This window comes from Caulobacter sp. FWC2 (assembly GCF_002742625.1).
Taxonomy (GTDB): Bacteria; Pseudomonadota; Alphaproteobacteria; order Caulobacterales; family Caulobacteraceae; genus Caulobacter.
In genome coordinates, this window is sequence record NZ_PEBF01000001.1 from 1,045,033 (window position 1) to 1,071,293 (window position 26,261).

The 26,261-nt window shown below is 60.3% G+C and carries 28 protein-coding genes; 4 read left to right on the plus strand and 24 right to left on the minus strand.

Annotated features, from left to right (window positions below; genetic code table 11):
- Nucleotides 1-335 precede the first annotated feature (335 nt).
- Nucleotides 336-524: a hypothetical protein gene (locus tag CSW62_RS04975; RefSeq protein WP_099576067.1), complete on the plus strand. Its 189-nt coding sequence runs from the start codon at nucleotides 336-338 to the stop codon at nucleotides 522-524.
- A gap of 167 nt (nucleotides 525-691) precedes the next feature.
- Here CSW62_RS04975 and CSW62_RS04980 read toward each other — a convergent pair whose 3' ends face one another.
- The 7 genes from CSW62_RS04980 to CSW62_RS05010 all read right to left on the minus strand — a co-directional run bounded on the left by CSW62_RS04980 (nucleotide 692) and on the right by CSW62_RS05010 (nucleotide 5,905).
- Nucleotides 692-1,351, minus strand: a complete 660-nt coding sequence (locus CSW62_RS04980) for a hypothetical protein (protein WP_099576068.1) — start codon at nucleotides 1,349-1,351, stop codon at nucleotides 692-694.
- A 271-nt stretch (nucleotides 1,352-1,622) separates the two neighbouring features.
- Nucleotides 1,623-1,952 (minus strand): hypothetical protein, encoded by a 330-nt coding sequence (locus CSW62_RS04985; RefSeq protein ID WP_099576069.1) that lies wholly within the window; start codon nucleotides 1,950-1,952, stop codon nucleotides 1,623-1,625.
- Nucleotides 1,953-2,011: 59 nt separating this feature from the next.
- On the minus strand, nucleotides 2,012-3,256 hold the full coding sequence (locus CSW62_RS26055) for a hypothetical protein (RefSeq protein ID WP_143324330.1): 1,245 nt from the start codon (nucleotides 3,254-3,256) through the stop codon (nucleotides 2,012-2,014).
- 179 nt (nucleotides 3,257-3,435) lie between these two features.
- Nucleotides 3,436-3,735: a hypothetical protein gene (locus tag CSW62_RS04995; protein ID WP_099576071.1), complete on the minus strand. Its 300-nt coding sequence runs from the start codon at nucleotides 3,733-3,735 to the stop codon at nucleotides 3,436-3,438.
- Nucleotides 3,736-3,798: 63 nt separating this feature from the next.
- The gene (locus CSW62_RS05000; RefSeq protein ID WP_099576072.1) at nucleotides 3,799-4,455 is read right to left on the minus strand and encodes a hypothetical protein; all 657 of its coding nucleotides are present in this window, start codon (nucleotides 4,453-4,455) and stop codon (nucleotides 3,799-3,801) included.
- A complete protein-coding gene (locus CSW62_RS05005; protein WP_099576073.1) occupies nucleotides 4,455-5,234 on the minus strand; it encodes a hypothetical protein in 780 nt (259 codons plus the stop codon). Before CSW62_RS05005 ends, CSW62_RS05000 begins: the two co-directional genes overlap by 1 nt.
- Nucleotides 5,235-5,668: 434 nt before the next feature.
- Nucleotides 5,669-5,905 carry a hypothetical protein gene (locus CSW62_RS05010; protein WP_099576074.1) on the minus strand — a complete coding sequence of 79 codons (237 nt, stop codon included), beginning with the start codon at nucleotides 5,903-5,905 and terminating at the stop codon, nucleotides 5,669-5,671.
- Nucleotides 5,906-5,998: 93 nt separating this feature from the next.
- Here CSW62_RS05010 and CSW62_RS05015 point away from each other — a divergent pair, with 93 nt between their 5' ends.
- The 3 genes from CSW62_RS05015 to CSW62_RS05025 are packed head-to-tail and all read left to right on the plus strand — an operon-like array spanning nucleotide 5,999 to nucleotide 7,299.
- Nucleotides 5,999-6,361 (plus strand): SPOR domain-containing protein, encoded by a 363-nt coding sequence (locus CSW62_RS05015; RefSeq protein WP_099576075.1) that lies wholly within the window; start codon nucleotides 5,999-6,001, stop codon nucleotides 6,359-6,361.
- A gap of 13 nt (nucleotides 6,362-6,374) precedes the next feature.
- A complete protein-coding gene (locus CSW62_RS05020; protein WP_099576076.1) occupies nucleotides 6,375-6,821 on the plus strand; it encodes a hypothetical protein in 447 nt (148 codons plus the stop codon).
- A 13-nt stretch (nucleotides 6,822-6,834) separates the two neighbouring features.
- On the plus strand, nucleotides 6,835-7,299 hold the full coding sequence (locus CSW62_RS05025) for a hypothetical protein (RefSeq protein WP_143324331.1): 465 nt from the start codon (nucleotides 6,835-6,837) through the stop codon (nucleotides 7,297-7,299).
- Between the two features lie 69 nt (nucleotides 7,300-7,368).
- On the opposite strand, the gene CSW62_RS05030 is transcribed toward CSW62_RS05025, so the two are convergent.
- The 17 genes from CSW62_RS05030 to CSW62_RS05110 all read right to left on the minus strand — a co-directional run bounded on the left by CSW62_RS05030 (nucleotide 7,369) and on the right by CSW62_RS05110 (nucleotide 26,185).
- Nucleotides 7,369-7,740, minus strand: coding sequence for a hypothetical protein (locus CSW62_RS05030; protein WP_099576078.1), 372 nt, complete (start codon nucleotides 7,738-7,740; stop codon nucleotides 7,369-7,371).
- 189 nt (nucleotides 7,741-7,929) lie between these two features.
- Nucleotides 7,930-8,868 carry a hypothetical protein gene (locus CSW62_RS05035; protein ID WP_099576079.1) on the minus strand — a complete coding sequence of 313 codons (939 nt, stop codon included), beginning with the start codon at nucleotides 8,866-8,868 and terminating at the stop codon, nucleotides 7,930-7,932.
- Nucleotides 8,862-9,629 (minus strand): hypothetical protein, encoded by a 768-nt coding sequence (locus CSW62_RS05040; protein WP_099576080.1) that lies wholly within the window; start codon nucleotides 9,627-9,629, stop codon nucleotides 8,862-8,864. Before CSW62_RS05040 ends, CSW62_RS05035 begins: the two co-directional genes overlap by 7 nt.
- Complete coding sequence (locus CSW62_RS05045; RefSeq protein WP_099576081.1) at nucleotides 9,629-12,610, minus strand: hypothetical protein; 2,982 nt, start codon at nucleotides 12,608-12,610, stop codon at nucleotides 9,629-9,631. The genes CSW62_RS05040 and CSW62_RS05045 overlap by 1 nt, the downstream gene beginning before the upstream one ends.
- Before the next feature lie 44 nt (nucleotides 12,611-12,654).
- On the minus strand, nucleotides 12,655-12,870 hold the full coding sequence (locus CSW62_RS05050; RefSeq protein ID WP_099576082.1) for a hypothetical protein: 216 nt from the start codon (nucleotides 12,868-12,870) through the stop codon (nucleotides 12,655-12,657).
- Nucleotides 12,867-15,737: a hypothetical protein gene (locus tag CSW62_RS05055; RefSeq protein ID WP_143324332.1), complete on the minus strand. Its 2,871-nt coding sequence runs from the start codon at nucleotides 15,735-15,737 to the stop codon at nucleotides 12,867-12,869. The genes CSW62_RS05050 and CSW62_RS05055 overlap by 4 nt, the downstream gene beginning before the upstream one ends.
- An 8-nt stretch (nucleotides 15,738-15,745) precedes the next feature.
- Nucleotides 15,746-18,655: a phage tail protein gene (locus tag CSW62_RS05060; RefSeq protein ID WP_099576084.1), complete on the minus strand. Its 2,910-nt coding sequence runs from the start codon at nucleotides 18,653-18,655 to the stop codon at nucleotides 15,746-15,748.
- Nucleotides 18,642-19,412, minus strand: coding sequence for an NlpC/P60 family protein (locus CSW62_RS05065; RefSeq protein WP_099576085.1), 771 nt, complete (start codon nucleotides 19,410-19,412; stop codon nucleotides 18,642-18,644). Before CSW62_RS05065 ends, CSW62_RS05060 begins: the two co-directional genes overlap by 14 nt.
- A 6-nt stretch (nucleotides 19,413-19,418) precedes the next feature.
- The gene (locus tag CSW62_RS05070; protein WP_099576086.1) at nucleotides 19,419-19,913 is read right to left on the minus strand and encodes a hypothetical protein; all 495 of its coding nucleotides are present in this window, start codon (nucleotides 19,911-19,913) and stop codon (nucleotides 19,419-19,421) included.
- Nucleotides 19,913-20,251: a hypothetical protein gene (locus tag CSW62_RS05075; RefSeq protein ID WP_099576087.1), complete on the minus strand. Its 339-nt coding sequence runs from the start codon at nucleotides 20,249-20,251 to the stop codon at nucleotides 19,913-19,915. The genes CSW62_RS05070 and CSW62_RS05075 overlap by 1 nt, the downstream gene beginning before the upstream one ends.
- Nucleotides 20,251-23,304 carry a tape measure protein gene (locus tag CSW62_RS05080; protein WP_099576088.1) on the minus strand — a complete coding sequence of 1,018 codons (3,054 nt, stop codon included), beginning with the start codon at nucleotides 23,302-23,304 and terminating at the stop codon, nucleotides 20,251-20,253. The genes CSW62_RS05075 and CSW62_RS05080 overlap by 1 nt, the downstream gene beginning before the upstream one ends.
- A gap of 237 nt (nucleotides 23,305-23,541) precedes the next feature.
- Nucleotides 23,542-23,910, minus strand: coding sequence for a hypothetical protein (locus CSW62_RS05085; RefSeq protein WP_099576089.1), 369 nt, complete (start codon nucleotides 23,908-23,910; stop codon nucleotides 23,542-23,544).
- A 26-nt stretch (nucleotides 23,911-23,936) separates the two neighbouring features.
- Entirely contained in the window at nucleotides 23,937-24,461 is a 525-nt protein-coding gene (locus tag CSW62_RS05090; RefSeq protein WP_099576090.1) for a hypothetical protein, read from the minus strand.
- Nucleotides 24,462-24,530: 69 nt separating this feature from the next.
- Entirely contained in the window at nucleotides 24,531-24,905 is a 375-nt protein-coding gene (locus CSW62_RS05095; RefSeq protein WP_099576091.1) for a hypothetical protein, read from the minus strand.
- On the minus strand, nucleotides 24,902-25,246 hold the full coding sequence (locus tag CSW62_RS05100) for an HK97-gp10 family putative phage morphogenesis protein (protein WP_099576092.1): 345 nt from the start codon (nucleotides 25,244-25,246) through the stop codon (nucleotides 24,902-24,904). Before CSW62_RS05100 ends, CSW62_RS05095 begins: the two co-directional genes overlap by 4 nt.
- Nucleotides 25,243-25,578 carry a hypothetical protein gene (locus tag CSW62_RS05105; protein ID WP_143324333.1) on the minus strand — a complete coding sequence of 112 codons (336 nt, stop codon included), beginning with the start codon at nucleotides 25,576-25,578 and terminating at the stop codon, nucleotides 25,243-25,245. The genes CSW62_RS05100 and CSW62_RS05105 overlap by 4 nt, the downstream gene beginning before the upstream one ends.
- The gene (locus CSW62_RS05110) at nucleotides 25,571-26,185 is read right to left on the minus strand and encodes a hypothetical protein (RefSeq protein ID WP_099576094.1); all 615 of its coding nucleotides are present in this window, start codon (nucleotides 26,183-26,185) and stop codon (nucleotides 25,571-25,573) included. Before CSW62_RS05110 ends, CSW62_RS05105 begins: the two co-directional genes overlap by 8 nt.
- Nucleotides 26,186-26,261: the final 76 nt, after the last annotated feature.

A 26,261-nucleotide genomic window follows, 5' to 3' on the forward strand; every position in this document is an offset into this window, starting at 1 on the left:
GCGGCGATAAGCTGTTGATTGGGTTGGGAAAAGTCAGGGCATGAAAAAGGCCGCTGCGAGGAGCAGGCGGCCCTAGGGAGTGCGTTTTCAAACGCAATGGAACTGCGACAATATGCCGCAGGAACCATTCATTGTCTTTAGCAAATGGTTAAGGTATTCTGTAAGGTGCATAGACCCAAAAGCAGGCTGCAATCCTGCTCGCGGGTCGCCCCATCAACCCTGCCCACACTCGGGGCTGCGATCGAAAGGAGGACGCCTCATTCACAACGGTGTTCTAAACTACCTTAGTCGGTCGTTATGTCAAGTGTGGGTTTAATTTATGGAACCTACAAACTATGTCCTACCTGACCGACGATCAAAAGCCTGTCGCTAAGTTGGCTCTCGAAATGGGTTACTGGCAGCATGAAATTGCCGCCTACTACTCCATCAATCAGGGTCGCATTTCCGAATTCAAGAACTCCGTGGAGTTCAAGAAGACGGCTTCCGCGCCGGGCTTGCCGACGGACTTCCCTGTCCGTCACTAAGCTGACAGAGGCTCTGACCCCGCTGGTTCCAGCGGGGTCATCCTCGCGGTTTGCGTGGTTTCACCTGGCCTATGACAAAGACCCATCCCGACCCAGGAACCACGCCTTGGATTATTCGCCCGTGCCGCGACCGGCCGCGCTGGAGTTCTGTCAGGTGGGGTAGAGAGTTAGGACCAGTCGAACAGGTCCGAATTCGTGTGGGTCGGTGGATCGAGCTGCGCTGACTTAGCAGCGGTTCGGAACGCGCTCGGGCGCTCACCTTCGAACTTGCTGATCTCGAACCATTCGCCCGCGTAAGCGGCGACGCGGCTGTCTGCATCGACCAAGATGCCGTCATTCGTTTCGACCTTCGCGAAGGGCCTTGGCTGGATCAGGAACGTGATCGCGCCGCAGCCTTGCGTCAGCCCGTAACAGTCCATGCCAACCGCCATGATCGTCGCCACTCGGCTGTACGTCTTGGCGTCGGTGATTTCCTTGGCGAGCGGGAAGACGACCGCGATGGTGTTGCCTGCCTTGCCCTCGGTCTCGATGACATAGTTGGCCCAGGCGATGTCCTGGGCTTCACGCCTGACCTGATCCGCGATGTCGTCGGGGTATTCGAGAACGATGGCGCTGGCGCTGCTGATAGCGTCGCTGCGATGGACCGACTTGTAGTCGCTGAAGCCCCATAGATGCGGCTGGCCGGCGGTGTCGCGCTGCATCTGGACCAAAGCATCCATGCCGTCTTCGATGCTGATGTCTTCGGCCGGTAGTTGGTAGGCGTCGTAAACAGTCGCTGCCTTGTGTGCCTGCTTGAAGCGCGTGAGTGTGATGTTCGGATTAGTCATGTCCGTTCCTCCTGTTAGGTTATGCGGTTCTGTTGCCGCACCTGTATTTAGCGGAATTCAGGAAAAACGGGCTCAAACGGCTGCGCTTGGGCCGCGTGCTAAATAAGTGCGTGGGACTAGTCATCTCCACGCTCTATTAGGTTAGGTTTCTGTTGGGCCCAGATCGTCTCCCGCGATCTGGGTTCTTCCGCGACTAAGTAGGTGGTGGGCGCATTCAACTCGTTTGGTGCTGCTCAAGCCCACAGGCCCCGGCTCAGCGCCGGGGCCATTTTCATGACCCGCCGAACGCGAGCTTGAACAAGAGCGCGTCGGCCGCGCGTGCTGGCGAAAAGAACCAGTACGCCACTGTTATCCGGCCAAGCACGAGAGGGTATTTCTCTTCGAACATGTAGGCGTCATCTGCCTTGAACGTGCGGGTGCGGACCCAATCGACCATCGGCTGGATGGCGTCGCAGTAGGGCTTCACGAGGCCAGGATGCGGGTTGTCCGACGTGTAGTCGTAGGACCAAGGGTGGCACGGCAGGACCGTCGTGATGACCGTATAGCCTTCCAACTCAGAGATCGGCTTGGCGTATGCAGCATCAAGCACCAAGGGCTTCATGCGGCCACTCAGCTTGCGTGCTCGCGTCCAAGACGGAAAGCGGCGGGGCCAGTGAGCGTTCATGCCTGGACGAGCCTTCCCTTGTAGTCAGGAGCCTTCGAGTTGGTGGCGGTGTTCACGGCGAACGTGGCCTCGTAAATGTCGGGGCCGTTGAACAGGACCGCGCTCTTTACCGCTTGGCCCTCCCAGAGCAGCGCCACGAACATCTGCGGAAAAATGCCAGTTTCGCGGTTCTTGGACGTGAAGACCGGCGATGCCGCGAACCGATGGGCGGGGCTGTCATAACTGATCTGGCGACGCGACATCGGGACCACGATTTCTTCCGCCACCCGATCACCGAAAGACCAATCGCCGGGCTCGCGCCGGGCTTGCGACAATCGCTCTTCAGCGCCCAGGACGCCCGAGAAGTTCAGCCAGTACCGCGCGCCGTTGAATTGCAGCTCGCCGCGACATGTGGATATGCCGTCGCACCAGATGTCGATTGCCGCTCCCGTACCCAGCCTCACAGACGCCTGGAGAGGCCCCTGGGGCCGTTTGCTGGTGTCACGTGCGACTGCCTTGTCGCCAAGCTCCATGAGCCCTTGCAGGGCGTTCTCGCGTACCGCTAGGCGCTCTTCCTTGGTCCAGTCCTGCGCCGTGTTGAAATGAGCGCCAAGCGCTCGATCTCTCTGGATCTCTTCCGAAGTGGTGACGCGATCATATCCCAGGCGCGATAGCGCCTCTGCTGCTGGTATCTCTTGGTCTTCACGAAGTGGACTTCCACTTCCAACGATCATTTCCAAGTTCTGATCTGGACCGCGAGCGACGAGCGAGTGGTCTTGTCGTAGAGTTTCGTTCCGTTTCGTTTCGTTTCGTTCCGTAAGGAGGTCACAACCACTTACGGCATAAGGGTTTGAAGGGTCTTCAGGTGTGAAAGCGGTGTGAAAGCGGTGTGAAACAGGTGTGAAAGTGGTGTGAAAAGGCTGCGAAACAGGTGTGAAACCGGGATGATTTGCGTGTGCTTCCTGGACTTCATTTTCGAGGTCTGGTGACGCGCGACGAAGGTAACGAAGCTGGTTCTTGGTGAGGCGGATAGGGCCATGCCACGTGAAGTCGTGGTGGCCGGGTACGCGGCGGCGGATGTTGCCGATGAAGGCTTCCGCCTGCTTCTCGGAGAGGGGCACGCCCTTGTGAAGGGTGCGGATGATGCCTTCCATGACGGACAGCATGGTGGAGTTGGCGCGGACGCTGCGCTGCTCGTTGGCGGCGCTGCTAAGGACCTTGTCGCATAGCTCGATCCAACGGGGATTACGGTGGGGGCTCATTGGAGGCTCCTGAAAGAAAAAGACCCACTGCGCGGGGTCGAAGACGCGCAGCGGGCTCAGGCTTTTTCATCAGGACGAAGACCAGGGACGCTGCCGAAGCGGCAGCTTTCGACCCTGACGCTTCATCCGTATTTATAAAGAACGCCGTTATTCAGCGTCATTATTCATGGGCAGGACGATCAATCCTCGTCGCCCCACGTTCTGCATAGGGTCCAGAACTCGTCATCGTGCTCGCTGAAGCAGTCGAACAAATCGACAAGCTCGCGGACATCGTTGGCGGCATACCGGGTGAACTCAACGCGGGTCTCGCCATCGGCGCAGGGCGTTTCGCGGAGATCGAAGGCCATTGAGCCGTCACCGCCTTCTTTCCGCACAACATCGCGGTCATCGACAATGGCGTAGGTCCAACCATTGGCCGCCGCTGTTTTCTTAAACTCGTCCAGGCTCATCGGAGTCCGGGTCATGTATTCGGTGCTCATATTCAGCTCGTAAATTCGGGTGTCGGGTTGCTCCCGGCCGAAGCCGGGAGCACGGCGGCGCTGTTAGGTCTGGTGCTCGACCTCGCCGAAGAGGCGTTCCAGAACGTCGTACTGCTGCTGCCACGGGACGCACTGGTGTTGCGGCTCGTCTTCCCACGCGGTCTTCATGATGAAGCCCAGCTGGTTCAGCACGAGAGGGTCAGGGATTGGCTTACCCGCCCGCTTCAGCTTCTTGTCACGGGTGAACCGCCAACGGTCCTGCTTCTCGCGCGCTTCTCGCGCGATCTTGAGGCCAGGGATGGACCCAGTGTCGAAGGTCTCGTGGATGGACTGGCGCTTGAAAGCGTCCTTGTCGGGAACGACAGCCCATAGCGGCTTCATGATCAGCTCATGCTTGGCATAGAGCGCCGCCTCCGCAGCGACCTTGGCCTCGCGCTGGGCTTTGTTTCGCTCCGCCATGATCCAGACCTGACCAGCGTCCTTCCAGAATTGGAGTGCGGCCTCCCAAAAAGCCCACGCCTCATCTGTACACGCGACCAGCGCGCCTTTCAGACGTGCCGCCTGGGCGGTCGCGTCTGCAACCGCCTGCTGATAGTCCGCGAAGTCATCGGCGCTGAGTATGCGCCGCATGTCGGACTCGCTGAGCAGGGCGGCTTTTTTCGTCACCGCCTCATATGCGAGGCGGTTCTGAATCGCTGCGAGATCGGGGAAGTCGACCATTACGCCTCCTCCCCACCGGTCACGGAAGCCCGCAGGGCCGCCATGGACGCGGCCTGCTTCTCAGCTTCGGCCATGATCGCGCGAGACACGCCGATGCTCTGAGGCTTGGTTGCGCCGTACTTGGCTGCCGCTGCCTTCGCCGCCTGCTCACTGTTGCTGACCACGCCGCCAAGATGAACCACGCCGTTCTCGACGTAGGCCCAGACCATGCGGAGACCAGTTTCCTGGGCCGCGCCTTCCACCTCGTGAGCCGGTCGGGTCTTCACATCTTCGATGGCGACCTTGACGAACGCCTCACTCGGCTTGGCGCGGGTCTTACCGTTTTTCTTCCGGTCCTCCGCCAGGATGGCGGTCAGGCCGCCCGGAAACGCGAGGATTTTGGCCTCAGCTTCGTCGGGGTGGGTCTGGCTCTGGAAGAGCCAGCGGTGGACGCCTGCATAGCGGCTCCAGCCTTCGTTGCGCCGGAACTTGGTCAGGTCGTCGTGACCGTTGAAGCTGACCTTGGGCGCTGCCGGGTCGAACCGTCCCGACAAGAGGCGCATGACCGGAAGGCATGCGTTGTCATCTGCGCCAGCGCCGGGGATTTGCGCCTGGACGAGGGCGGTAGCGAGTTCAACGGGATCGCCAGCGCCGATGAGGTAGTGGTGGGAAAAGCGGTACTGATAAGCCAGCACGCGGGCGCGGAATTCATCCACGCTGAGGTGGAACTTGGCGACCGCGCCATTGATCGACTTGATCTGCTCCATGATGGGAGCGGCGGTGTCGAACAGGTATTGCATCAAGAAGTCTCCTTGCGGAGACGACTGTCGAGAAGGGCTGGTTGGACGCACCATACACGAGCACCTTCCCTGACTGTCGTCAGGGTTGGTGCTCCATTGCAGGGGAGCGAAAGTGGAAGCAGCGATGACCGCTTCCTACCGGGTCCTAGGGACCCCACCCCGGATAACAGGTGCGCTGTTATCCTTCGGACCGATACCGGCCTTGTCCTTTTCCAGGCGGCGTTCCTGAGCCTCAATTAGCTCATCGGCCATCCAGTGGGCTTCCCGCTCCTGTTAAGGGGCGGCGGACGATTGAGTAATCGCTGGTGCCACTGGTCCAGCGATCTGCAATAACGAACCTGTAGCTCAACTTATCTGCGCTGGCAAGAACTATTTTCTAACTATGCTTAATTCCCGGAAAGCATACTTCGGAATTCTTAGCCTTATCACCACTGTTAGTGAACTGTCGGCGCGTCGAGGCGTTGGAGGAAGCGCAAGATGTCGTTTGCCGCGCGTTCCCAATGCTGGCTCGCTTCTTCCTCGCTCTCAGCGGTCTCCATGTTGGCCGTAGCGATCTCGACCCGAGCTGAAAGCTCAGCGTAGTCGCGGCGAATTTGCTCGTCGCAACGCCCGTGGTCGTAGTCGTCGAAGAAGCGAAGAAGCCGCGATAGCAGCGGGCCGGACTGGATCATGCACCCGCGATAACCCCAGTCGCCGGGTGCGTCCAGATATACTCGCGCAAAAGACGAGTAAGCTGTAGGCTGGGCGCGTCAGGGAGGAAGGAAATGCGTACACGGACAGTCGTCGCGGGCTCTTCAGCTCTGTCCGTCGTCTGCTTTGCCGTGTCTGTCGCGCAGACGCTGAGCCCCTTGCAGGGGTCAACAGCGCCCGAAGCGACCCAGCCAGCAGGCCAAGGCTATTATCTGGAATTAGGGCGCTTCCAGAGCGTCGAGAAAGCCAGCCGCGCTATCGACAAGGGCATGAAGCTCTTGGGCGTGCAGACGGGCTCGATCATCGAAACTGACGGCCGGGGCGGCGTGAACCGGGCGATCATATCGGCCTTTCCAACCATGCCCCAGGCGCAGGCCGCTTGCGCGAAGCTCATCCAGGCCGGTAGGTCTTGTGAAGCTAAGCCGATCTATCCTTAGCGGGGGCAATGAAATGAAGAAGATCGCGTTCGCGCTGGCCATGTCAGCGCTGCTAAGCGGCTGCTCACGCAATCCGGCGATCTTCCCGCTCAATCCATTCCCGACGATGACGGCCATGAGCTGCGAGCTGAAGGCTGTCCATGAAGGCGCGCTGAACCCGGACTATCAGCGTGGCAAGGCGGGCTTCGCGATGAAGCTGACCATCACCAACCTCGACCAACAGTCGGGGACCGCTCAGGTGATCGGCAACGTCGGAACCGCTGAAGTCCGGTTCACTCGCTTGGGTGATCAGATGCAGTTCTTGGAACAGACGCCCGCTGGAAACCTGACCCTCCTGACCGTCTACACGCCGCCCGAAGCTGGCAAACCGCTTCCGGCCGCATACTCGCGCCACATCCTATCAACGCCCGCCAACGTCTCGATCTCGCAGTATGCGGGCTCCTGCCAGCCGAAGGTCTAAGCGCATGAAACTCGTGTCGGGCCTGCTGGCCATCGCCGTCATAGCGGCTGCATCCCAGGCGAACGCCGGAACCATCGCCGCGTGCGGTCCTCAGAAGGGTCACGCCTATTATCCGGCTGCTGGTCTGGTGAAAAAGGGACAGGATGGCTGGGAGGACGACCAGATATCGGGTGGGTCCACCACCCTGACCCAGAACGACAAGGGCGAACTGGACGTGCTGTTCAAGGACAGCCGGGGCGAGATTGTCTCTTCGCGCGACGATGGCGGCCAGATCATTCCGCTGCGGATGAGTTCGAAGGAAATCACGGTACTGGTGGCCTACCCTGAAGGCATCCAAGCGGCCGAGATCTACTCGTTCGTTCGCGAGGTCGATGGGAAGGCGAAGATGCTCCAGCTCTCCAGCAAGAGCGCGGTCATGATCCCCAAGGCGGCAGTCTATGTCGCCGACTGCACGACCCTGAACCTCCCGGAGAAATGACAACGCCCCTCCGGGTGACCGAAGGGGCGCGCATCTGAGCGGAAAAGGGGAAAACCAAAGCCGCCCTGATTACTCCGCGCGGTCGCCCATGGTGGCGAGCGTTTCCGCGACATGCTGCAAAGCCTCGGTGATCTTCAGGAGGCTGTCGCTGTTTTCCCGATTGGTGGCGGTCCAGTCCGTGTTGATCGCGCGCACCTGTTCCTGGGCCTCGCGAACGGCTTCCTGAGCGTCCGTGACCATCTTGTCGTAACGGTCGTCTTTGTCCTTCACCATCGCGTCAAAGCGCTCGGTCGCGGCCTTGCGGTCGCCCGCACCGGCCTTTGCTTCAGTCCACCAACCGAAGCCGCATCCAAGGGTGACGACGAGGGAGAAGTAGACCATTGGGCTCGCCCCCGCGAGACCGCCGATCAGGGCGTTGACGATGCTAGCCAGTGCTTCCATGACGCGGAGCCTTTCGTGCTGAACAGGCTCTTCCCGACTCTTTTAGGCGATTGCACTGTTGGTGAAGCCGCTCGATCGCCGCATCTAAAAGGACGCGCTGCGGGTCTAGAGGGCGGGTTACTAGGGTGAGCGAGGGGTCTGTAATCACGTCGCCCCTTTCGATGTCTGAGACCAAATCCGAGCCCATATTTAGCTTGGCCTCACAGGGGCGCCGGAAGCAGGAGCTTGTGGGTACGGCAGCACGGGCTTGAGGCTTGCCCGCACGGACATGGCCGCGTCGAAGTAGGCCTGGACGCGATCAGCGACGTTCGGATCGTCCTTGTGCATGAACCCGCTGAGCGGCGAATTCAGGATGTGCGTGAGCGTGGACTTGGCTTCGTCGGGCGTCTTGTTCCAGAGCTGCCGATAGAACGCGCTGTAGGCTCCGCGCCCCTCGTTGAAGAAGTTACCGACGTTGTGGATCGGCTTTCCCATGAGGACCGCATAGAGGCCCATTTCGGTAGTCGTGCAGGCGTAAACCCGTTCAGCGCTAACCAGGCAGGCGTCGCCGCTGAGCTTGGGGTCGAGGACGCGGTAGTGGCCGAAGATGCTGCATAGCTCGGCGATCAGCTTCCCGTCGCTCAGCGGGTGCGGCTTGATCACCAGTTCTTCGTCTTCAAACATGGCCCGCGACAGCGCCTCGCGCGACACCATGTCGTGGAACATGTTGGTGCCTGGAATGAACGCGACCGATTTGACGTTCAGCTCGCCGCTGGCCTGCTTGTACTTGTCCAAGGTGCCGCGCTCTTCGCGCTGCGCTAGGACCGCGCTCGCTGCGTCAAAGCCCTGGTCGGAATACTCGAGAGCCATCTGAACGAGACGAGCCGACGCTTCGGGAGATTGAGGGCTGACAAGCAGGCCAGCGCCCAGACATTCCGTGTAGGTGAACTCATGGAAAAAGGGCTGCTGCCCTCGGTTCACGTCGTAGCTCGCGAGCAGCGGAGCCTTCTCGCGGATGATGGCTTCGACGCCTGACAGTGCTGATAGGTGGCCGCCGCGCATGGCCGCGAAGTCGCGGCCGATCTTCTTGTTCTGGATGGCCGGATCGCCCAACAGCTCGCCGGAAAACGGAGGACGAACTGTCACCATGTCGTGTCCCTCGCTGTGATCTGCGAGGTCGTTCGCGACGTGTTGTAGTTGGTCTGCCAGCTATCCGAATACGAGGTGGTCCAGGTGCTCGTGTAGCTCGTTGTCCATGAGCTAGAGTACGTCGTCGTGTAGCTGGTGTTCCAGTAGTCCCACCAATAGCTGGTGTAGCTGACCAGCCAGGACGTGTCGTAGTAGCTCGTATAGCCGACCAAGACCGACGTGGTTTGGGAGTAATTGTTGTAGCCCGACACCGTGGCGCTGGTCTGCTGGGTGTGGGTGATGTCGGTGTTGTAGTAGCCGTCAATGACGAAGAACGACGAGTTGTAGGTAGTGTTGAAATACGTGTCCCAGCCCTCGTCCGAGAACTTGAAATAGGTGTAACGGCTGGTCTCCGATTGATAGGAGACCGTCGTGTTATGGCCGTAAGGTCGGTCGCCGGGACCCCAGGAGTGCCACTCGGTCGTGTAGGATGACTGATAGCTGTAAGGCACGCTCCATTCGGTCGTCCAAGAGGTCCAACGGCTACCCGAAACGCTGGTCGTGCGAGAGGTCCAATAGGAGACATTGGCGCTGCGATAGACCGCTGTCTCGCGCGTTCCCGTGCCCTGCCATGACACCGACGTAGAGCGCGACGCGGGCGCGCTCGTGGACCAATAGGTCACGTAGTTGGTCTGGTGCCCGGTCTGGAACGTCGTGTCCCAGGCCGTCGAATAGTTGGTGGCGTGCATGCCACCCATGCGGAGGCGACGGGAAGCGGTCATTAGACGGTCGCTCCCGAGAAGAACACGTTGACCCGCGAGCCCGCGTTCAGGGTCGCCATCGACATGAAGTTATGAGCGCCCGCGTTGCTGAGCAGGGTTGGCGCGGTGCCGCCTGGGAACTTGAATGTGGTGGTGTTCCACGAGACCGATGAACCGCCTGCACCGACCAGAACCAGCGTCCACGACACCATGCCGCTCGGGCAGTTCGTGACGTTGATCGACGTGATGTTGGCGTTCCAAGAGACGTTGAACACCGATCCCAACGACAGGTCCAACGTCAGGACACCGCCGGTAATCGCCGGGGTGACGATCACCTGACGATCCGACTTCAGGGCGTCGCCATCTGCGACCTTGCCCGCAAGTGCGCTGCTCAGGCCGGTGACTTGGGCCTGGGTGATAGCTGCTACGCCGATGGCCTGAGCCGTCTTCGCAGGGGTCATGTACTTGGTGTCGTCGGTGCCTGCGGTCGCTTCGCCGGCAGTCGCTTTGCTGGAGATCGCCAACTTGGCGTCTAGGGCGGTTTGGGTAGCGGTGCTGATAGGCTTGTTGGCGTCGGACGTGTTGTCCACGTTGCCTAGGGCCACGTCAGCAGCGGTGATGACGACGAAGCCTTTTCGGCCGTTCAGCGAACGAACCGCGTCGGTAAGGTCGAGCTTGTTGTTTAGAGCGGTGTTGAGGCCTGTGATGTCCGTGAAAGCGTGGCCGTGAACCGATGGCGGGAACGTGCTCGGCTTACCGGTCATGAAGTCCCACTGAACATCGAGGAACCCAGCATCGATCTTGCCGACGCCGTTGAGGCCTGCGTAGCCGTCTGGCTGGCCCTTTTGGTTCTTCGATTGGTAGGTACTGAACTTGCCGAAAATCTGATCGCCGAAGGCCTGGAAGTCGGTGATATCGGCGAGGACGTGATTGTGTGCCGAAGGCGTGAAAGTCGATGGCTTGCCGCTGATGCCACTCCAGTTCAGGTCAAGTTGTGCAGCTGGGACCTTGCCGTTGCTGTCTAGGGACGCGAGGCCGTTTGCGACGCCCTTCTCCGTGGCGTCGAGCTTCAGCACCAGAGTTTCGGTCAGGTTCGTCACCTGAGATTGGGTGATGGTCGCGCCGTTGATCGCCGCCTTGGTCTTGGCTGCGGTCATGTACTTGGCGTCGTCGGTGCCCGTGGTCGCGTCGGTGTTGTTCGCCTTGCTCGCGATGTTGAGCTTCAGGTCGAGCGCGGCTTGTGTAGCCGTCGAGATCGGCTTGTTGGCGTCCGAGGTGTTGTCGACATTGCCAAGGGCAACGTCGGCCTTCGTGAGCGTGATGTCGCCGGTCTTGTTGTTGACCTTCAGGACTTGGTTGGTCTGGTCGAGCTTATGCCAGAACTGGCCGTTCGACATGATCAGGTCGCTGACCTGCCAGTCGGTGATGCCATCCACGTTGGTCGTGCCGCTCGTCGCGACGATGAAATACTGACCCTTGTTGGCGATGCTGGCCGCTGGAATGGCTGGCGTGTTCGTCGCCGCGTTCCACGTGCCCTGATAGTTCAGACCGCCCAGGACAGCGGTATCGAGCTGCGACAGCGGCACTTTGCCGTTCGCATCCAGACCCGCGTAACCGTTGGGCTGACCCTTGGCCGACTTGAGCTGATAGTCCGTGATGTCGAAGCCTACCGTTTGAGCGGCCTGTAGCGCTGCCGCTTCAGCAGCGAGCTTCGCGACCACCGCATCGTCACGAGCAGTCTCGCTCAGCGCCTGGGCGTCTTCAGCATCGTTGGCCGCCTCGATGGCGGCGTCTCGGGCGTCCTCGGCTTCAGTGATCAAGCCCTGGACTTGCGTGACGGCTTGCTGGGCCACGATCACGGCATTCACTGCGTCGCGCTTGGCCCAACCGGCTTGCTGCTGGGAGTCGTAAGCGTTCGCTTCAGAGGTTGCCGCGTTGGCGGCAGCGGTTTCGGCCGCTGTCTTCGCGGCGATAGCTTGGTTCTTGTAGGTGTTCGCCAAGTCCCGCGCGTTCATCGCGGCTGTGGCTTCGACGTTGGCTCCGGCCGCGTTTTGCTGAGCCTGCTCGCCATAGAACTGCGCCGTCGTGGCCGACGCAGCGGCCTGGGTCGCGCTCGCTGCTGCTGACGTTGCACTACCGGCCGCCGCATCTGCGGAAGCCTGCGCTTCGGCGGCCTTGGTGACTGCCGTGGCGCGGGCGGTCTCAGCGTCGGTCTTCGCGGACACGGCGGTCGCTGCTGCTGCCTGGGCGATGTTCCTAGAAGTGGTGACATCGGCTTGAACCAGACCCGCTGCATCGCGAGCCGCTTCAGCCGCGATCTTGGCGGCCTCGGCTGCGGTCTTCGCAGTCACCGCGGCTGATTTGGCGCCATCTGCGTCGGTGGCCGATAGGGCCGCTGCATCGCGTGCGGCCTCTGCCGCGAGCTTGGCGGCCTGAGCAGCTAGCTCGGATGCCTTCGCGGCCAGTTCAGAGTTGTGGGCGTTGGTTTCGGATAGCGCTGCTGCGACCTTGGCGGCTTCGGCCTGGGTCTTGGACGTGGCTGCAGCCGTCTCCGAGGCCTTTGCGGCTAGCTCTGAGGCCTTGGCCAGTGCCGCGCTCGCGGCGGAATTGTCGGTGTTCTCAAGGAACGAGGCGAGCGCAGCTTCCGCGCGCTCAGCGTACTCCTTGGCGAGGCTTTCAGAGCCGTACAGCGGGTCGATGATGCGGGCGATACATGGCCACATGACCGTGCCGCCAGTGACCAGCTTGATAGGGTACATGCCGTCATGGTTCGGACCACCATTCACGGTGCCCGTCGCCCAATCGTAGATGCCCTTCTTGAGGTCGTTGCTCTCTTCGATGAACTTGCCTTGCCGGTCGGCAAGGTCGGGGTTCGACACGCCATAGGCGTTGTTCAGGTCGGCCCACTGAGTTTTGAACTCGGGCTGAGTGATCGTCGTGCTGAGTAGCTTAGTGATAAGCTCCGCTGATTGAGCGCTATACTGCGCCTTTGTGACCGCCATTCGTGACACCTACTGTTAGTTGTCACGTATTTATTTTGATGGGTTCAGGTCTCTGGTGAGCCGTACAGCTCGTCGAACTCTTCGACGGTTGCTGGAATGCGGCTGTCGATCACCGAACCAACGTCGGACAAGGGCGTGTCATCCAGAACGCGGATGTAGGTGTCTGGCTTGCCCTCGAAGAGAGGCATGTTGAGTTGGACGTTGAACTCATCACCACTGATAAGCTGGGTGCCATCTGGCTTGTAGATAAGGACGATCATTTCTTCAGCTCCGTGAGCAGGACATACGTTCGGTTCGCGCGGACAGCGCCGGAACCGGGAGTGGCTTGGTAGGCAATGCGGTAGGTGTGGACGCCAACGCCTGGATTGCTCTTCGACGGGATGGTCACGCCTTTCTGACCCCAGAGCGGAGTGCAGTAGTCAGCACCGCTGTTGAGGGCGACGCCGTCGCAGTAGATGCGGTAGACGCCACCAGCGGCGGCGTTCGTCGTCGTGCCGATCTCGCAATAGACGCTCAGCGAGACTGCACCGCCTTCACAATAGTAGTTGAAGGTCAGGTGGTTCATTTCGGAGAAGGCGTCGAAGCTCGTCCACGTACCGGTCTCAAAGATGAGCTGGTTGGTGATCGCGCCGCCGACGATCTTGTCAGCGGTGATAGTGCCCGCACCGATGTTTCGTGCGACCACGTTGTCCATGTAGACGGTGCCGCCCGAGACGTTGAACGGCAGAACCGAAGTGCCGCCGCCGGTCTGGATGATGCCGAAGTTGTTCGCCTCGAACATGACGGTGCCGGTCGCGCCGTTCATCTTCAGGCCGGTCACGCGCCCGTTTACGGCGGCCAAAATGCCGATGGTCGCGGAGTTACCGTTCGTCGCGTTCAGCGCGATGGTCGCGTTGGAATTCGCCCCGTTCGCTGTCGTCTGAACGCTGTTGATCTGCGACGCGATGGACGAGTTGGGACCGGTATAAGCCGTGACTTGGCTGTCCACGTAGGCCACGGACGGCTTGCCGTTCACGCTGCTCTGGAGGTTGGTAAGGCGCGTGGCGAGACTTTCACCGCCACCGATGTTGACCTTGCTGCTATCCAGAATCCAGGCGCTGCCGTTGTTCAGCGTCACGCCCATTTGCTGGAGCGTGGTGACGGCCGACGAGGCGTTTGACGCTGCCGTGTTCGCGGTGCTCAGCAGATAGCTTGAGCTGTTACCGGCGAAGCGGCTTTCGATCAGGCTGTCGCGCTGTGACCAGGTGGTTGTCGCGTCGATATAGACCTTGCTCGTGTTCAGCGTGATCGACTGACCATCGCCACGCATCACGCCCACAGCTTGGTCGAACGAGGCCAGCGCCGAGGTCTGGTTCGACACGTTCGTGAAGTTCTGGGTTGTGGTCGTCTTGAAGCCGTTGAAGTCGGTGACGAGTGCGAACTTGCTGTTCGCTTCCGACTTCACCGCGTCGGTCGCGACCGTAATTTGAGAGATCGCGTCGGCCTTGGCCTGGGCCGTTTCCGCCGACAGCGATGTGAACTTCTGGGACAGGCTCTGCGAGGGCGCGACCAGCACCTTGTCGGTGTTCAGTGTGATCGCCGTGCCCTGAGCGTTCTTCACGCCCAGGATTTGGTCGAACTGCGCTAGGGCCGCGTTGGAACTGGAGTTGGACGTGAAGTTCTGCTGAACCTGCGTCTGATAGTCCGCGAAGTTGGTGAGCAGGACGAACTTGCTGTTCGCCTCTGCCTTGGTCGCGTTCGTGGCAATCGTGATCTGCTGGAGCGCATCGGCCTTGGCCTGCGCTGTCTCCGCCGACATGGATGTGAACTTGTCGGCGAGGCTCTGAGACGGCGTGACCAACACCTTGTCGGTGTTGAGAATGATCGCGCTGTTGGTGCCGTTCTTGACGCCTAGCAGGCTGTCGAATTGGGCGAGTGCCGAGTTGGCATCCGACACCGATTGGAACTGCTGTCCAACCGACGATTGGAAGTCGCCGAACTCAGTCTGGAGGGTGAACTTGCTGTCCGCTTCGGCGCGTAGTTCGCTGGCCGTGAGGGTGATTTGGTCGAGGGCGTCGGCCTTGGCCTGATCGGTCTTGGCCTCCATGAATTCGAGCTTCTGGGCGACGCTAACGCCGTCCTGCACGAACACCTTGTCAGTGCGGAGAATGACCGACTGACCATCAGCCGCCTTCACCGCAATCAGGTTGGTGGTCTCGACCAGATCGTCAGTGCGCGTGATTTCGTTGACGACGACGGAGCCCAGCGGCTTGTCAGCCAGATAGGTCGCGTCGATGCGCTCCGAGGTCTCCTTGACCCCTTGCATCTGGTTTTGGAGGAGCGTTTCGCCGAGCTGTTCAAACTGCTCGCCGAGGGCCAAGCCATCCGCGAGCATGTCGTTCACACGCTCTTCGGTCTCGGCAATCGTCTCTAGGGCTTCTTCGACCCGATCACCGAACAGGTCTTCCAGCTCACCGATCTTGGTATCGACGACTTCCTGAAGCTCATCGACCTCATGTCGGATTTGGTCGAGCTGGTCGAAGACATCCGTCCAGTCGCCGTTGTAGGTCGAGATGGCCTGCGGGGTTGTCCAGACGAGGCTGTCTTTTCCGAACTCGTCGTAGGCAGCGAAGCGAGCCCAATAAGTCTGGACCGCGCTATTGATCGGGACCGTGAACGCATTGCTCGTGCTGTCGAAAATGATGTGGGCTTCAGGGTCGAAAACCTCGACCGGACTGACCGCCATAAGGTAGCCCGCAAGGTCGCCATCAACGGGACGCTGGATCGTGACCGCGACGCTATCGAGCTGCGGAGTAACGACGGGCTGGGTGTTGATGACGGGGGGCGGATTGATCGCCTCGACCAGCGTATAGCGGTTGGAAACGTGACCATCCGCGCTGATCGTTCGGAGCTTCAGCTTGGGCTTACGGGTGATCCCTGCGCCCGACATTTCGCCGTAGGTGAACACCGAGTGGTAGTGACGAATTCCGTCTGCATCTTCGGAGATGAAGTCGGCCTGCGCGGTGCTCTTGATTAGCGTCTTGTCCGCGCACTCGCATTCAATCTGATACCAACCCGCACCGATGTTCAGCGGGTTCTCTTTGAACGCTACCGGGAGGTCTCTACCTACAAATTCTACCTTCGCCACTCATCGCCTCAGAACAGCCCCTCAAAGATCGGCGGTTCAAGGTCGAGAGTGTCGTCGCTGTTCAGGTCGAAGACCGCTTCTGCATACTCGCTTGTTGCGCCGACCGTATTTATTGACCGCACCCTCACGCGGTACTGGCCGGGCTCGCCGTTCTTGATCGTGTAGATGGTCGTATAGACACGCTCCCAAGCGCGGAGCGTTGCGTCGCCTGGACCGCTCCACTGCACTTCGTAGCCCAGCACCTTCGTTGGCGTGCTGTTGACCCCAGCGGGCGGCTGATACGGGAACCAGCTTGCTTCCAGATCGAAGATCGTTCCCAGCACGTCATCTGCGCGGTGATTGGCGCGGATGGATAGGCCTTCTGGTTTCGGTGCCTTGATCGAGATTTCGGTTGTCGGCGGGATGACGACAGGGACGTTCTGTTCGACCCAGCCGAACTTGCCCTCGTGGTAGAGCTGACCCGTGACCGTGTACTGGCCTGGGCTCTTCTCGGCGATGTCGATGACGCGATAGACGACCGGCTGAGCACCAGCGCCGACCTGAACGATACCCACGGGTTGCTCCTCAATGAGGCCGTGGTCATGCAGCGTGATCGTCGCCGTCTTGGTGTCCACCGCGAAGCCCTGAAGGGGCTTCATCGTCTGGCCTTCGTTGTTCGCGATCCTGAGCTTGTAAACGGCTGCGCCCTTGAACTCGAAAGGCGCGTCTAGCTCAAAGGTGTTGGCGTCGATGACGCGCTTAACGGTGCCGACCTTGGACTTGCCGGTCTTGTTCCAGTCGTCGATTTCCATGAGCTGACCGGGGGCGAAGTTCGTCGCGCCAACGGGCATGTCGAAGGTGATCGTCTTGTATTCGTTCTGGCTGATCCAAACGAGGAGACGCGCGTAGTCGTAGGCCTCCTGGGCGTTCGTGCAGCCGATCTTGTAGACCGTCTTCGTGACCACGCCGCCGTTCGGGAAACCGGCCGCTGCCAACTTCGCAATCGCCACCTCATCGCGGTAGACGACCTCGGCTGTCTCATAGTGCTGAGCAGGATTGTCCCACTGGACGACGATTTCGTTGAAGCGGGCCTGGGTCTCAACGGTGTCCTCAACGAACTGCCCGTTCAGGACCATGGCGTTGTTGACGTAGTGATTGACGAAGCCCTGCGGCTTGTCCTGAACGAGCAAGACCTGATCGCCGCCGAAGAACACGTTGGCGCGGAACGTCTTCGCCAAATCGCTCAGCAGCTCGGGAAGCGACTGGTCGTCGGTGAATTGCTTGTTCAGGGTGTAGCGAGGACGGCCGTTGACGAGCTGGTCGCAGAACTTGGCGCAGTCGAGCAGGCTGAACTTGTTGAAGTAGCTATCAGCGATGCCGCCGCCAACAACGGGATCGGTCGCAAGCTCCAGCCAGTGCCAGACCGGATTGTCCGTGTGGGCTCGCTTCCAAGTGCCATCCCAGAACTCGCCGTAGGCGCGGGTCTCAGGGTCGTAGATGGTTGGAACGCGGCACAAGCGGCCTTCCCAGATAGCAGCGACTTCCGGCGGCTGGTTGATATCGAATAGCGAGTTGTCGACCGCCATTGCGAACAGGGCAGTCGCGGGCGCGCCTTGGGTGCCGTCGTAGGACAGCTCCTTGTCGATGGTTTCGGTCCAGCCGCCGAACGAGCTTTCGTTCTGCAGCTTGTCATCGGTGCTATCGGCGGTGATGCGCTGGACTTTGAATTCCCAGAGCTGATCGCCCGCGCCCTCTGGCGCATTGACGATCATCTCCGATTGGACGGCGCTGCTGCTCTTACCCTTCCAGTGCCACGTGCCGTACTGGACCCAGCTACCACCTGGCAGTCGGGTCATGACGGCGATGTCCATGTCCGTCTCTTTTTGGTTGTTCTTCTTGTCGTTAGCGACAAGCGCCATGGCCACGCGGATTTTGACGCGGGCGACGTTGGGGCCTGAGACAGCGCGGATGATCGAACCGTCGGTGCCCGCGACAGTCTGCTTCACCAGAGCTTGGTTCTCGTTGATGACGTTGGAGACGCCGGGCGTAATGGCGATGACCGATTGGCCTGGGACGCCTGGACGCTCAGCCCATGACACGCCGTCGTAGGTCGAGCGGTTCTCAGCCGCGTTCCAAAGAGGCATGCCGTTGATGAAGATGTTGGCCATCTTCTCCTGATCGGTCGTGCCCTTGATGCCTGCGACTGGACCGGCCGCGACAGCGCCCTGCATTTTCATTTTCGCGTATGACATCATGTTGTCGGCACGGGTCTTGCCGCCGCCCTTGGAGCCGAACAGCTCTGGGAAGAGCACGTTCAGGATCGCGCCGCCCTTGATGTCTTCGCCGTACAGGCCGCCGCTAACACCGGCTCGGGTAGCGCCTGGGCCAGGGGTGAATGTCGGAGATAGGCCGCTCTGAAGAACCTCAACGTCGGTCTCGATGAAGTTGCAGCCAGCAAGCGCGGTGCCCGCCAGATAGGGCAGAACGACACCTTCTTGCTGGACGTTCAGGCCGCTGCTGTAGAGCGCGGACTTGCGCTTGTTGCCGCTGGTCTTCTCACCGACTGGAAATAGCGCGTTGGTGATCAGGGTGACGCCAATCGAGATAGCTGACGTGACCAACGCGGTGATGATCATGGCCGAAGTGATTTCGGAGCCGAACACCGCAGGGACGATATGAAGGGTGGCGTCTTGGTCGCCGTTGATGCCGCACAGACGCCCGTTGCTGACTTCCTCCAGCTTGAGCTTGCGGGCTGCTTTGAGGGTCCGACCTAGGCGGAACTCCGCTCCGCTCTTCCAAAGATCGCGGGTGATGGGGAAGAGCTGATCGAGAGCGGCGAGAACTTCTGGAACGCTGTTAGCGTGAAGCTGGAGGCCGTTCTTTTGGTACTTCGCTGGTAGTTGTTCGGCGAGTTTTCCGTACAGTTTAACTCGTAGCATTGCTCCCTTTCAGCCGGTAGAACTTGGCACTCATGTTCGTGTAAAGCGTGGTCTCGTTATTTACCGTCCACTCACTTGAGGCTTGGTCGCGGGGCTGGTGCAGGAGCTTGGAGTTGCCGAGGTAGATGGCGCAGTGGTTGGGGACGTGATCGCGCCAGCAGAGCGTCACGAAGTCGCCAGGGCGTCGGTCCAGCCAGCTATCCAGCGGCTCGAAACCAACTGAAGGCGGGTAGAACCTGAACGGGCTGCTTTGGGGATGGCCTGACGGATAGAGCGACGGGTCACGACTGCGCGGCACGTCCTTCAGCTCGTGTCCCTTGAGCCGGTAGTAGTCGCGGCAGACCGACCAGCAGTCGCGGACGCCCCAGAGGTAGCGACGGCCGAGAAGCGGCGGGATCGGAACCGCATCGCCCCAGAACTCAGGATAGCCGACGCTGAACACCTCGCCGGTCTCAGGCAGGCCATGGACAACCGAAATTCCCCAGGTCCATCCCGTTGACAGTGCTGAGATGGTGTCCGCGTCCGAGGGCTCCTGATTGCCGTTCGGATGGCTGTGGATCAGGGCAAGCGGCGGATTGGTGGCCAGCTCGGCTTTGTCGGCAAAGGACAGGTCGAAGTGCCGTAGAGGGTCAGCAGCGGTGTTTTCAAGCTCCCGCCACGTCATGTCGGGCATGACCGCAACAATGCCCTCACAGGGGAAACGGAGGGCGAATACAGGGGCGATCTGCGCCCACACGTCGTCAGAGATAAGGCCCATGGGCGCTTACCTCTGCGTCGCTGGTCCAAGCCCAGGATAGTCGGTGCGCTTCATGCGGTAGCTTGGAATCGACGTGTTGGTGTCGAGGACGTGGGTCAGCTCCAGCGTGACTTTGAAGCCCGGGACGCTCTGGTGCTTGGCCAGTGTGTAGCGCTCGGTCGAGAGCGGGACGCCAAGTCCGAGGGACTTGTAGCGGGTGATCTGGATGCCAGGGGCGCCATCGTAAGTGTCGAAGGTCGTGGAGATCAGACTTTCCACATCGGGAATGACGATCCTCGGCTTGTCCGACTTCTCACCGCGTCGCCAGGATGCGCTCTCAAGGGGAACAGCCGTCCAGCTTTCACCCTGCCAAGAGACGTTGCCGAAGAACGCGCCCACCGGCTCGCTGTCAGGCAAGCTGCTGTTCACGATGCGATACTGCTGGCCGCCGTAGGGCGTGAAGTCGATCACAACCCACTCCACCAGACCTTCGTATTGGGAGACGTAGAGGTTGCCGGTCATCACAGCTTCCTCACGTCAACGGTCAGCCTGGATTGGTGCCCTGCATGGGCTTCCACGTAGCTGACGTTCTCGCCGGTCGGACGGACCAGGCAGGGGCCTTCTTGGAGGTCCGTGTAGCTGTAGGTCCCGTTGTAGGCCTTGCTCGCGAACTCGGACATGACGGCCTTCGCGTCGTCGCGGTTCAGGCCGAACCACTCAAACGTGGAGGTCCATTCCATCGGGTTGAGGCCGATAGGCTGCGTCAGGCGCAAGCTGCCGGTCTGCATGGTCTCAGCGTTCAGCTTGCCCGCCCAGCGAGGCATCTTCAGTTTGTTTTCGAATGGTAGCGGCGTGGCCATTACCTGATCCCCCTTCTGGAAAGTGCGAGTGAAACGGCGTTGTCGATTTGCTTTTGCTGCTGAGCGACGACCGCCAGACCGATCTTGTTTGGATCCCCGTTCCCCTGGACCGTGATGTGGTTCACGAAGCCGCCCATGCTGATCGACGTGCCGCCAGCGGAGCCGCCGCCGAGTGCGTGGTTCGGGATGATCGTTCCCGAGCGACCTGGGGCGAACAGCTCAGGGCCCTTCTCACCGACGAGGTAGAAGTTGCTGCCGCTGACGCCGCCGCCGCCCGCACGAGCACCGCCGAACGCTGCGCCAATCGCGGTCTTCAGGATGCCGCCAATGCCACCGCCGCCACCGGCCTGAGCCATCGTGTTCTTCAGGATGGTCGCTTGCGCGATGCTCTGGAGAAGGCTGGACAGGAACGACGAGAAGAACGAGCGCATGGCCGCTGTCGGGTCGTCCCAGAGCTGCGTCAACAGGCTCGAAAGCTGCTGCGTCTTCTGGAGCATGGCGTCAGCGTTATCGAGGTCAGCTTGCTTGTAGATCGTCGCTTCCTGGCCATCGGTGCGCTTCTGGTCGCGCGCGTGATCGGCCTTCAGCTCCTCAATGTCCTGAGCTGCCTTGCGGGCCGCTTCCGTGCCGACGCCTAGCAGACGCAGTTCGTCTTCCAGGGCCTTCAGACGGATTTGGAAAAGCGCTTCCTGGTGGGTGCGCTCTTGGTTCACCTCGTCCAGATGGATTTGCTTGATGCGGTCGCGCTTCTGCTGGTCCGTGATCCTGCCTGCCGCCGCTTCCTGCTCGATCTGGCGGATAGCGTCGGCGTTCTTTCGGCTGGTTTCGTCGGCCGCGAGCTGCTGGTCGGCCTCCAACATGCGAGCCTTAAAGTCCGCGATGTCACGGGCGCGCGTGCGCTCCTTGTCGGCGAACTCGCGAGCAGCTTCGTCCTTGTCCTGAAGCGCGCGACGGAACTGTTCGCTGTCCTCGCCGTAGGTCTTCTTGATCAGCTCCGCTTTCTCGTTCTCGATGCGGAGTTGTTCGGTCGCGTTGTCGCGAGCGGCCCTTTGTTGGGCTTCCAAATTGTCGAGCTGTTCGCGTAGCCCGTCCTGGGCGAGCTTCTTTTTCAGCTTGCCGATGTTGTCGATGATCGTGGTTTCGTCGGTCGATCCGGCACGGACCAGCTTCTTCTTGGCCTCCCAGAACGCCAGTTCTGCCTTGGTGCTGTCCTTGAAGTAGAAGGCCTCCGAAGCGAGCATTCGCTTCAGCTCTTCCTCCCACGCCTTCATCGCGTCGGACTTGCCGCTACCGGTCTTCTTCTTTTTGCCGTCTGGAGCCGTGGCCGTCGCTGGACCGGCCTTGTCGCTGACCGTGCCCTTCTGCTCGGCGGCCTTGGCCTTGTTCTGGCGAGCACGCGCAATCGCGGCATCACCAAAGGCCTTTGCCGCGCGCTCGGTCGCGCCTCGGCTGTCGTTCCAGTCCTTCGTGAGACCGCGCACCAGAGCAGCGGCCTTGCCGATGCTGTCGTTCTGGAGGCCCATCATCTTCACGGGCGCAAGCTCGATGCCTGGCACCTTGTTGAGCAGGCCGATGACCTTGTTGACGCCGCCCTCGAACGTGCTGACGAGGTTGTTCACCGCCGAAATGGCGATGTCCTTGATTGCGGGGACCAGACCGTTCCAAACGGTGATGATCGCCTTCACAGCGAACACCCAATTGTCGATGATCGTGGTGACGTAGGTCTTCACGAAGTTGGCGATGGCCACCATGACCTTGCCAACAGCGGCTTGGAATCCGCTGGTCGCGGCCGAGGCGTCGCCCATTGCCGACTTCCATGCGTTGGAGAGGAAGTCCGCGGCGGTTTTGATGTAGTCGCCGATCACGCCGAACGCGCCGCCCACGGCATCCTTGAGCGAGACAGCTCCGTCCGATGTGACCTCGATGTCGTCACCGAACGCCACGAGAGCGACGCCGGCGGCTGCAATGCCGATAGCGAGAAGGCCGAACGGGTTAGCGGCTAGGGCCAGGGTGAATTCGATCACGCCCGCTGTAGCTGCTGCGATGGCCGCGCCGATCTGAGGACCGAACGCAACCAGCATCGCGACGCCAAGAGCGCCAGCCGAAGCGGCTACGACATCCATGTTCTGACCGACGATGGTTAGGGCGTTCGCGACTGCCGTGCTGACGCCTGTGGCCTTGTCGAAGTCACCCAGGAACTTCGTGAAGTTGTTCTTCACGGTGGTCAGGCTGTCGCTGATCGTTGGGGTGAGCTTGGTGAACTCGGCCGCAATCTGGGGCGCTTCCTTCTTCAGGGCGTCCGTGATGGCCTTGGCCGTGATCTTGCCTTCGCCACCCAGCTTGCGGAGCTGACCAACCGAGATGTTCATGCCCGCCGCAATCGCGGTCGCGAGGCGTGGCATGTTCTCGAGGACGGAATTCAGTTCGTCGCCGCGCAGCGTTCCAGAGGCGATACCCTGTGCAAGCTGACGGATGCCGTTGGCCGCCGTCTGCGCGTCGGTGCCTGAGACCTTGATCGCCTGATTGATCGTCTCGGTGATGCCGATGAGGTCTTTCTGGGAAAGGCCTAGCTCTTTCGAGGAGCGGGCGAACGAGCCGTAGAGGTCGGTGGTAGCTTCGAAGCTCGATCGGGTGCGGTTGGAGACGCCAAACAGCGCGTCCATGACGCCGGTCAGGTTCTGCGTGTCAGTGGTGACAAGGCGCAGCCTGTTTTGGATGTTGGTGTATTCGTCGGCGGTCTCGGCAAGCTCTTTGGCCCCGAGTGCGATGCCGAGGCCTGCTGCTGCGCCCTTAAGGCTGTCCAGCGCCTTGCCGACGCCATCAACACCCTTGGAGGTGCCGCTTAGGCGCTCAAGGTCGCGGATAGCGCCGTTGAGGAAGCCAGCCTTTGGGGCTGCGCTTGAGATGCCTTGGAGGGAGGACCTGACCCGGCTGCTGTTCTTGTCAGCGCCGCTAGAGAGGCGAGTGAACGAACTTAGGAGACTGTCGAAGTCGCGGAGAACCGCTTTGATGTTTGTATCAAAGTCGATCCCTAGTGAGAGTGCTTCTGCCATTATCCTCCTGCGAGCAACACGGTTTCTTCGCCGTATTTACTCGCCGTGGAGGTTGGGCTTCTCAGCTCCCAAAGACCTCAGTCCATGCCTTGCTGAAGTCTTCAGCGGTCTCGATGCGTGAAGGTGGTTCCTCGTTAGCGAGGATGATGAGGAGATATTCAGCCCAGGTCATCGCAAGCGCTTCGCTGGGCTGAATTCCACTTCTAACGAGGTTAGCAAAGGCGACCTCAGTCCGGCCTAGACGCCATCCTTTTTTTGGGCGTCACCAGACTGTGGTAGTTGTTCTGCAATGCGAAGGCCGAACATGGTGACAAGCGCTTTAGCGACCTGATCCTTGACCCCTTCATCGTTCTCCATGAACGCTGTCAGATCACCGAACAGCCAGTCGTAAATCTCGTCTGCTGAGTGATCCGAATTGACCTGCATATAGTACAGAAGCTCGGCAATGCCTGGATGCTTCTTCGCTTGTAGCTGGTCGGCCGCTTCGATGCCGTCGCAGCCCTTCTCCAATCCGAGACGATTGAGAGCGCTTAGCGTAGCGCTGACTTCCAGGGTTTCACCGACGTAGTTGATCTTGCCAGTGCCGATACGTGTGCTTTTTAGCATTCTTGTTTTCCCCTTTACGTATCAGCTTACGGCGTGGTGTCTTGGTATGGCTGATAGGCGCGAGCAGCACGCTTCACCTCGCCAGCAGCTTCCAAGCTCAGGGTGACTTCCATCACGCCCTTGGTTTCCGCCTTCACGCTCTCTTCAACGACGATGAAGTCGCCTTCTAGGAGGATCGCTGGTGGCGTGGTCCAGCCGGAGCCGTTTTGGTTTGCAACTGCGCCCGTGACGTCGCGGATTTGCAGCCAGACAGGGTCTTGCGTGCCGACGACGTTACGGATCAATTGGAGTTGCATGTCATTGTAGAGGGTTTGTGCAGTCAGCTTCAGAGTGATCTCGGTGAAGCCTGCGAGCGAGACGTAGTTTGGCGAAGCCTTGGTGGCCGCCTTCTCGCTTTCGGTCTTTGACGACCATTCGAGCGACACGTCATTGACGACGCCAGCTACGCCGAATGTGTCGTCCTTATTTTCTGGAGCAGCGTCGCGCGATGCCGTGCTTGCAGCAAACAGGCGGATTTTGTCACCGCGTTGGATATTTTGGACTAGTGCCATATGTTGTGCCTCGTTAAGTGGTTGAATGGGCACAACTATTTATTATAGGCACTTCGCCGCGGGCTTGGCCTAGCCGAGGTAGGCAACCACGTTGAATAGAGCGCAGTAGAGCTGGGGCTCATTGCGGGGGACGTAACCAGCGGTGCTGTCGAGCAGCTTGGAAGACCTGTTAAGCGCGTCCTTGAGGGCTTCTGCGAGGTTGAGGAATTTCAGGTAATCGCCGTCCTCAAAGGCCCACAGTTTGAGGGTCATCGGGTAGCGCTTCAGCTTGTCGTCATCGAGGTAAGGGCCGTCGATGCGGACCACAGGAGCGTCCACAAGAAGGCCGGGTTCAGGTGGAAGACCGAAGTCCAACCAGTCACCTGAGCCAAGGAGTGTGCTCGCTTCTGGAGACGCTGCTACGGCGTCGTAAATGTCAGCAAGGAGAGGTTCGAAGCGGGTCATTTCAGGTGGTCCTTTAGCTTGGTGCGAATGCGCGCTGACAGCTTGTTTCGGGTCTTCGCAATCGCTGGTGCGAGGTAGGGCTGAGCAGCCATCTTGCTCGTGCCTTCTTCGACCGCTCGGGCATGTTCAGCGGTGGCGAACAGGCGGACTTGCTGCTCGTTGGCAGCACCGCCGATGCTGTCGCGGAGTTCACCGGTTCGGACTGGTGCGAGCTGCTGAGCAGCGGGAATTGCGTCTTGCTCAAGCCACTCTTCACCCGCTTCCTGAAACAGCTCAGGAGCGTTCTCGACGGCACGTCGGATGGAGCCCAGGCGGCGCTTGAATACGTCCGCGCCCTTCATGTCAGCGTCACCTTCTGGAACGCTGCATCGTCGGCAGAACCGCCGATGTTTTCGGACGTGGCGATCTTGCGGGGTAGGCTACCTTTGACGGTCAGGGAAGCGCCGATAAGGCTGCGCTCCGTCGCAGGTAGAATTGCGGTCGTGGTCTGGACGATTGCGCCGTTGATACGCTCCGTCCGGTTCGTGATGATGGTTCGGACGGTCTGTGTCGTCGGTGCGGCGGTCGCACCGGTGCGGCTCAAACCACCGGCCGCAGGCCAGTGAATAATCGCGTCCTGTGCGAAGCGTCCCTTCAGTTGTTGAGCTACAGCCTTGGCGAACGCATTAGCCACGCGCACCGCCCGGCGCGCTCATGTGCGAGCCAATGAACTTGCCCCATGGTGCGAGACGCTGGCGAACCGACATGATGCGAGACACCGCATTCACTTGGTCCACCTTCAGGGTGTCGATTTGGACCTGGGTGTTATCGCCCTTGTTGTCCTCCCAGATGGTCACGCCCTTGGTGAAGAGCGCCGCCAAGATCGCCTGTGCGACCTTCACGTTCCTGGGAATTTCATCGTTTGGCAGGGTTGCTTCGGCCAACAGGCCCGGTGCTTCCCACATCACGTGATGGGCTAGGTCCGCATACGAGGTGTCGAGGTGCGGATAGGCTCGGTTGAACCAGCCAGGACCCGGCTTTTGGCGGCCGAGCGTCACATTCGTTCGCGGCCATGCGAGGTTCTGCAGAGGGTGCGTCTTGTGGCCCAGGAACGACCAATAGGTGCTGATCGCGTGCGCGGCCTCGATGAGCTGAGGAATGTGGGTAGCGTTTAGCTGCGCTGGTCCGTTCGCATCGTTCAGCTCGGGGTCATAGACTTCCAGAAGAAACAGGTTTGCTTCTTCCAGGCTGGCGATGAAGCTGTTCGCGTCTAGACCTTCTGTTGTTAGTTCAACTGCCAATGTCGGATACCTCGATAGCTAATGCTGTCGGGTATTTATTCAGGTCAGCAAAAGACCCCGCTGTTGCCAGCGGGGT

Excerpts from the sequence above, each read along its gene's own strand:
- CSW62_RS04975 (WP_099576067.1), top strand. The coding sequence starts at position 336 with ATGTCCTACCTGACCGACGATCAAAAGCCTGTCGCTAAGTTGGCTCTC.
- CSW62_RS04980 (WP_099576068.1), bottom strand. The coding sequence starts at position 1,351 with ATGACTAATCCGAACATCACACTCACGCGCTTCAAGCAGGCACACAAG.
- CSW62_RS04985 (WP_099576069.1), bottom strand. The coding sequence starts at position 1,952 with ATGAAGCCCTTGGTGCTTGATGCTGCATACGCCAAGCCGATCTCTGAG.
- CSW62_RS26055 (WP_143324330.1), bottom strand. The coding sequence starts at position 3,256 with ATGAGCCCCCACCGTAATCCCCGTTGGATCGAGCTATGCGACAAGGTC.
- CSW62_RS04995 (WP_099576071.1), bottom strand. The coding sequence starts at position 3,735 with ATGAGCACCGAATACATGACCCGGACTCCGATGAGCCTGGACGAGTTT.
- CSW62_RS05000 (WP_099576072.1), bottom strand. The coding sequence starts at position 4,455 with ATGGTCGACTTCCCCGATCTCGCAGCGATTCAGAACCGCCTCGCATAT.
- CSW62_RS05005 (WP_099576073.1), bottom strand. The coding sequence starts at position 5,234 with ATGCAATACCTGTTCGACACCGCCGCTCCCATCATGGAGCAGATCAAG.
- CSW62_RS05010 (WP_099576074.1), bottom strand. The coding sequence starts at position 5,905 with ATGATCCAGTCCGGCCCGCTGCTATCGCGGCTTCTTCGCTTCTTCGAC.
- CSW62_RS05015 (WP_099576075.1), top strand. The coding sequence starts at position 5,999 with ATGCGTACACGGACAGTCGTCGCGGGCTCTTCAGCTCTGTCCGTCGTC.
- CSW62_RS05020 (WP_099576076.1), top strand. The coding sequence starts at position 6,375 with ATGAAGAAGATCGCGTTCGCGCTGGCCATGTCAGCGCTGCTAAGCGGC.
- CSW62_RS05030 (WP_099576078.1), bottom strand. The coding sequence starts at position 7,740 with ATGGAAGCACTGGCTAGCATCGTCAACGCCCTGATCGGCGGTCTCGCG.
- CSW62_RS05035 (WP_099576079.1), bottom strand. The coding sequence starts at position 8,868 with ATGGTGACAGTTCGTCCTCCGTTTTCCGGCGAGCTGTTGGGCGATCCG.
- CSW62_RS05040 (WP_099576080.1), bottom strand. The coding sequence starts at position 9,629 with ATGACCGCTTCCCGTCGCCTCCGCATGGGTGGCATGCACGCCACCAAC.
- CSW62_RS05045 (WP_099576081.1), bottom strand. The coding sequence starts at position 12,610 with ATGGCGGTCACAAAGGCGCAGTATAGCGCTCAATCAGCGGAGCTTATC.
- CSW62_RS05050 (WP_099576082.1), bottom strand. The coding sequence starts at position 12,870 with ATGATCGTCCTTATCTACAAGCCAGATGGCACCCAGCTTATCAGTGGT.
- CSW62_RS05060 (WP_099576084.1), bottom strand. The coding sequence starts at position 18,655 with ATGCTACGAGTTAAACTGTACGGAAAACTCGCCGAACAACTACCAGCG.
- CSW62_RS05065 (WP_099576085.1), bottom strand. The coding sequence starts at position 19,412 with ATGGGCCTTATCTCTGACGACGTGTGGGCGCAGATCGCCCCTGTATTC.
- CSW62_RS05070 (WP_099576086.1), bottom strand. The coding sequence starts at position 19,913 with ATGACCGGCAACCTCTACGTCTCCCAATACGAAGGTCTGGTGGAGTGG.
- CSW62_RS05075 (WP_099576087.1), bottom strand. The coding sequence starts at position 20,251 with ATGGCCACGCCGCTACCATTCGAAAACAAACTGAAGATGCCTCGCTGG.
- CSW62_RS05080 (WP_099576088.1), bottom strand. The coding sequence starts at position 23,304 with ATGGCAGAAGCACTCTCACTAGGGATCGACTTTGATACAAACATCAAA.
- CSW62_RS05085 (WP_099576089.1), bottom strand. The coding sequence starts at position 23,910 with ATGCTAAAAAGCACACGTATCGGCACTGGCAAGATCAACTACGTCGGT.
- CSW62_RS05090 (WP_099576090.1), bottom strand. The coding sequence starts at position 24,461 with ATGGCACTAGTCCAAAATATCCAACGCGGTGACAAAATCCGCCTGTTT.
- CSW62_RS05095 (WP_099576091.1), bottom strand. The coding sequence starts at position 24,905 with ATGACCCGCTTCGAACCTCTCCTTGCTGACATTTACGACGCCGTAGCA.
- CSW62_RS05100 (WP_099576092.1), bottom strand. The coding sequence starts at position 25,246 with ATGAAGGGCGCGGACGTATTCAAGCGCCGCCTGGGCTCCATCCGACGT.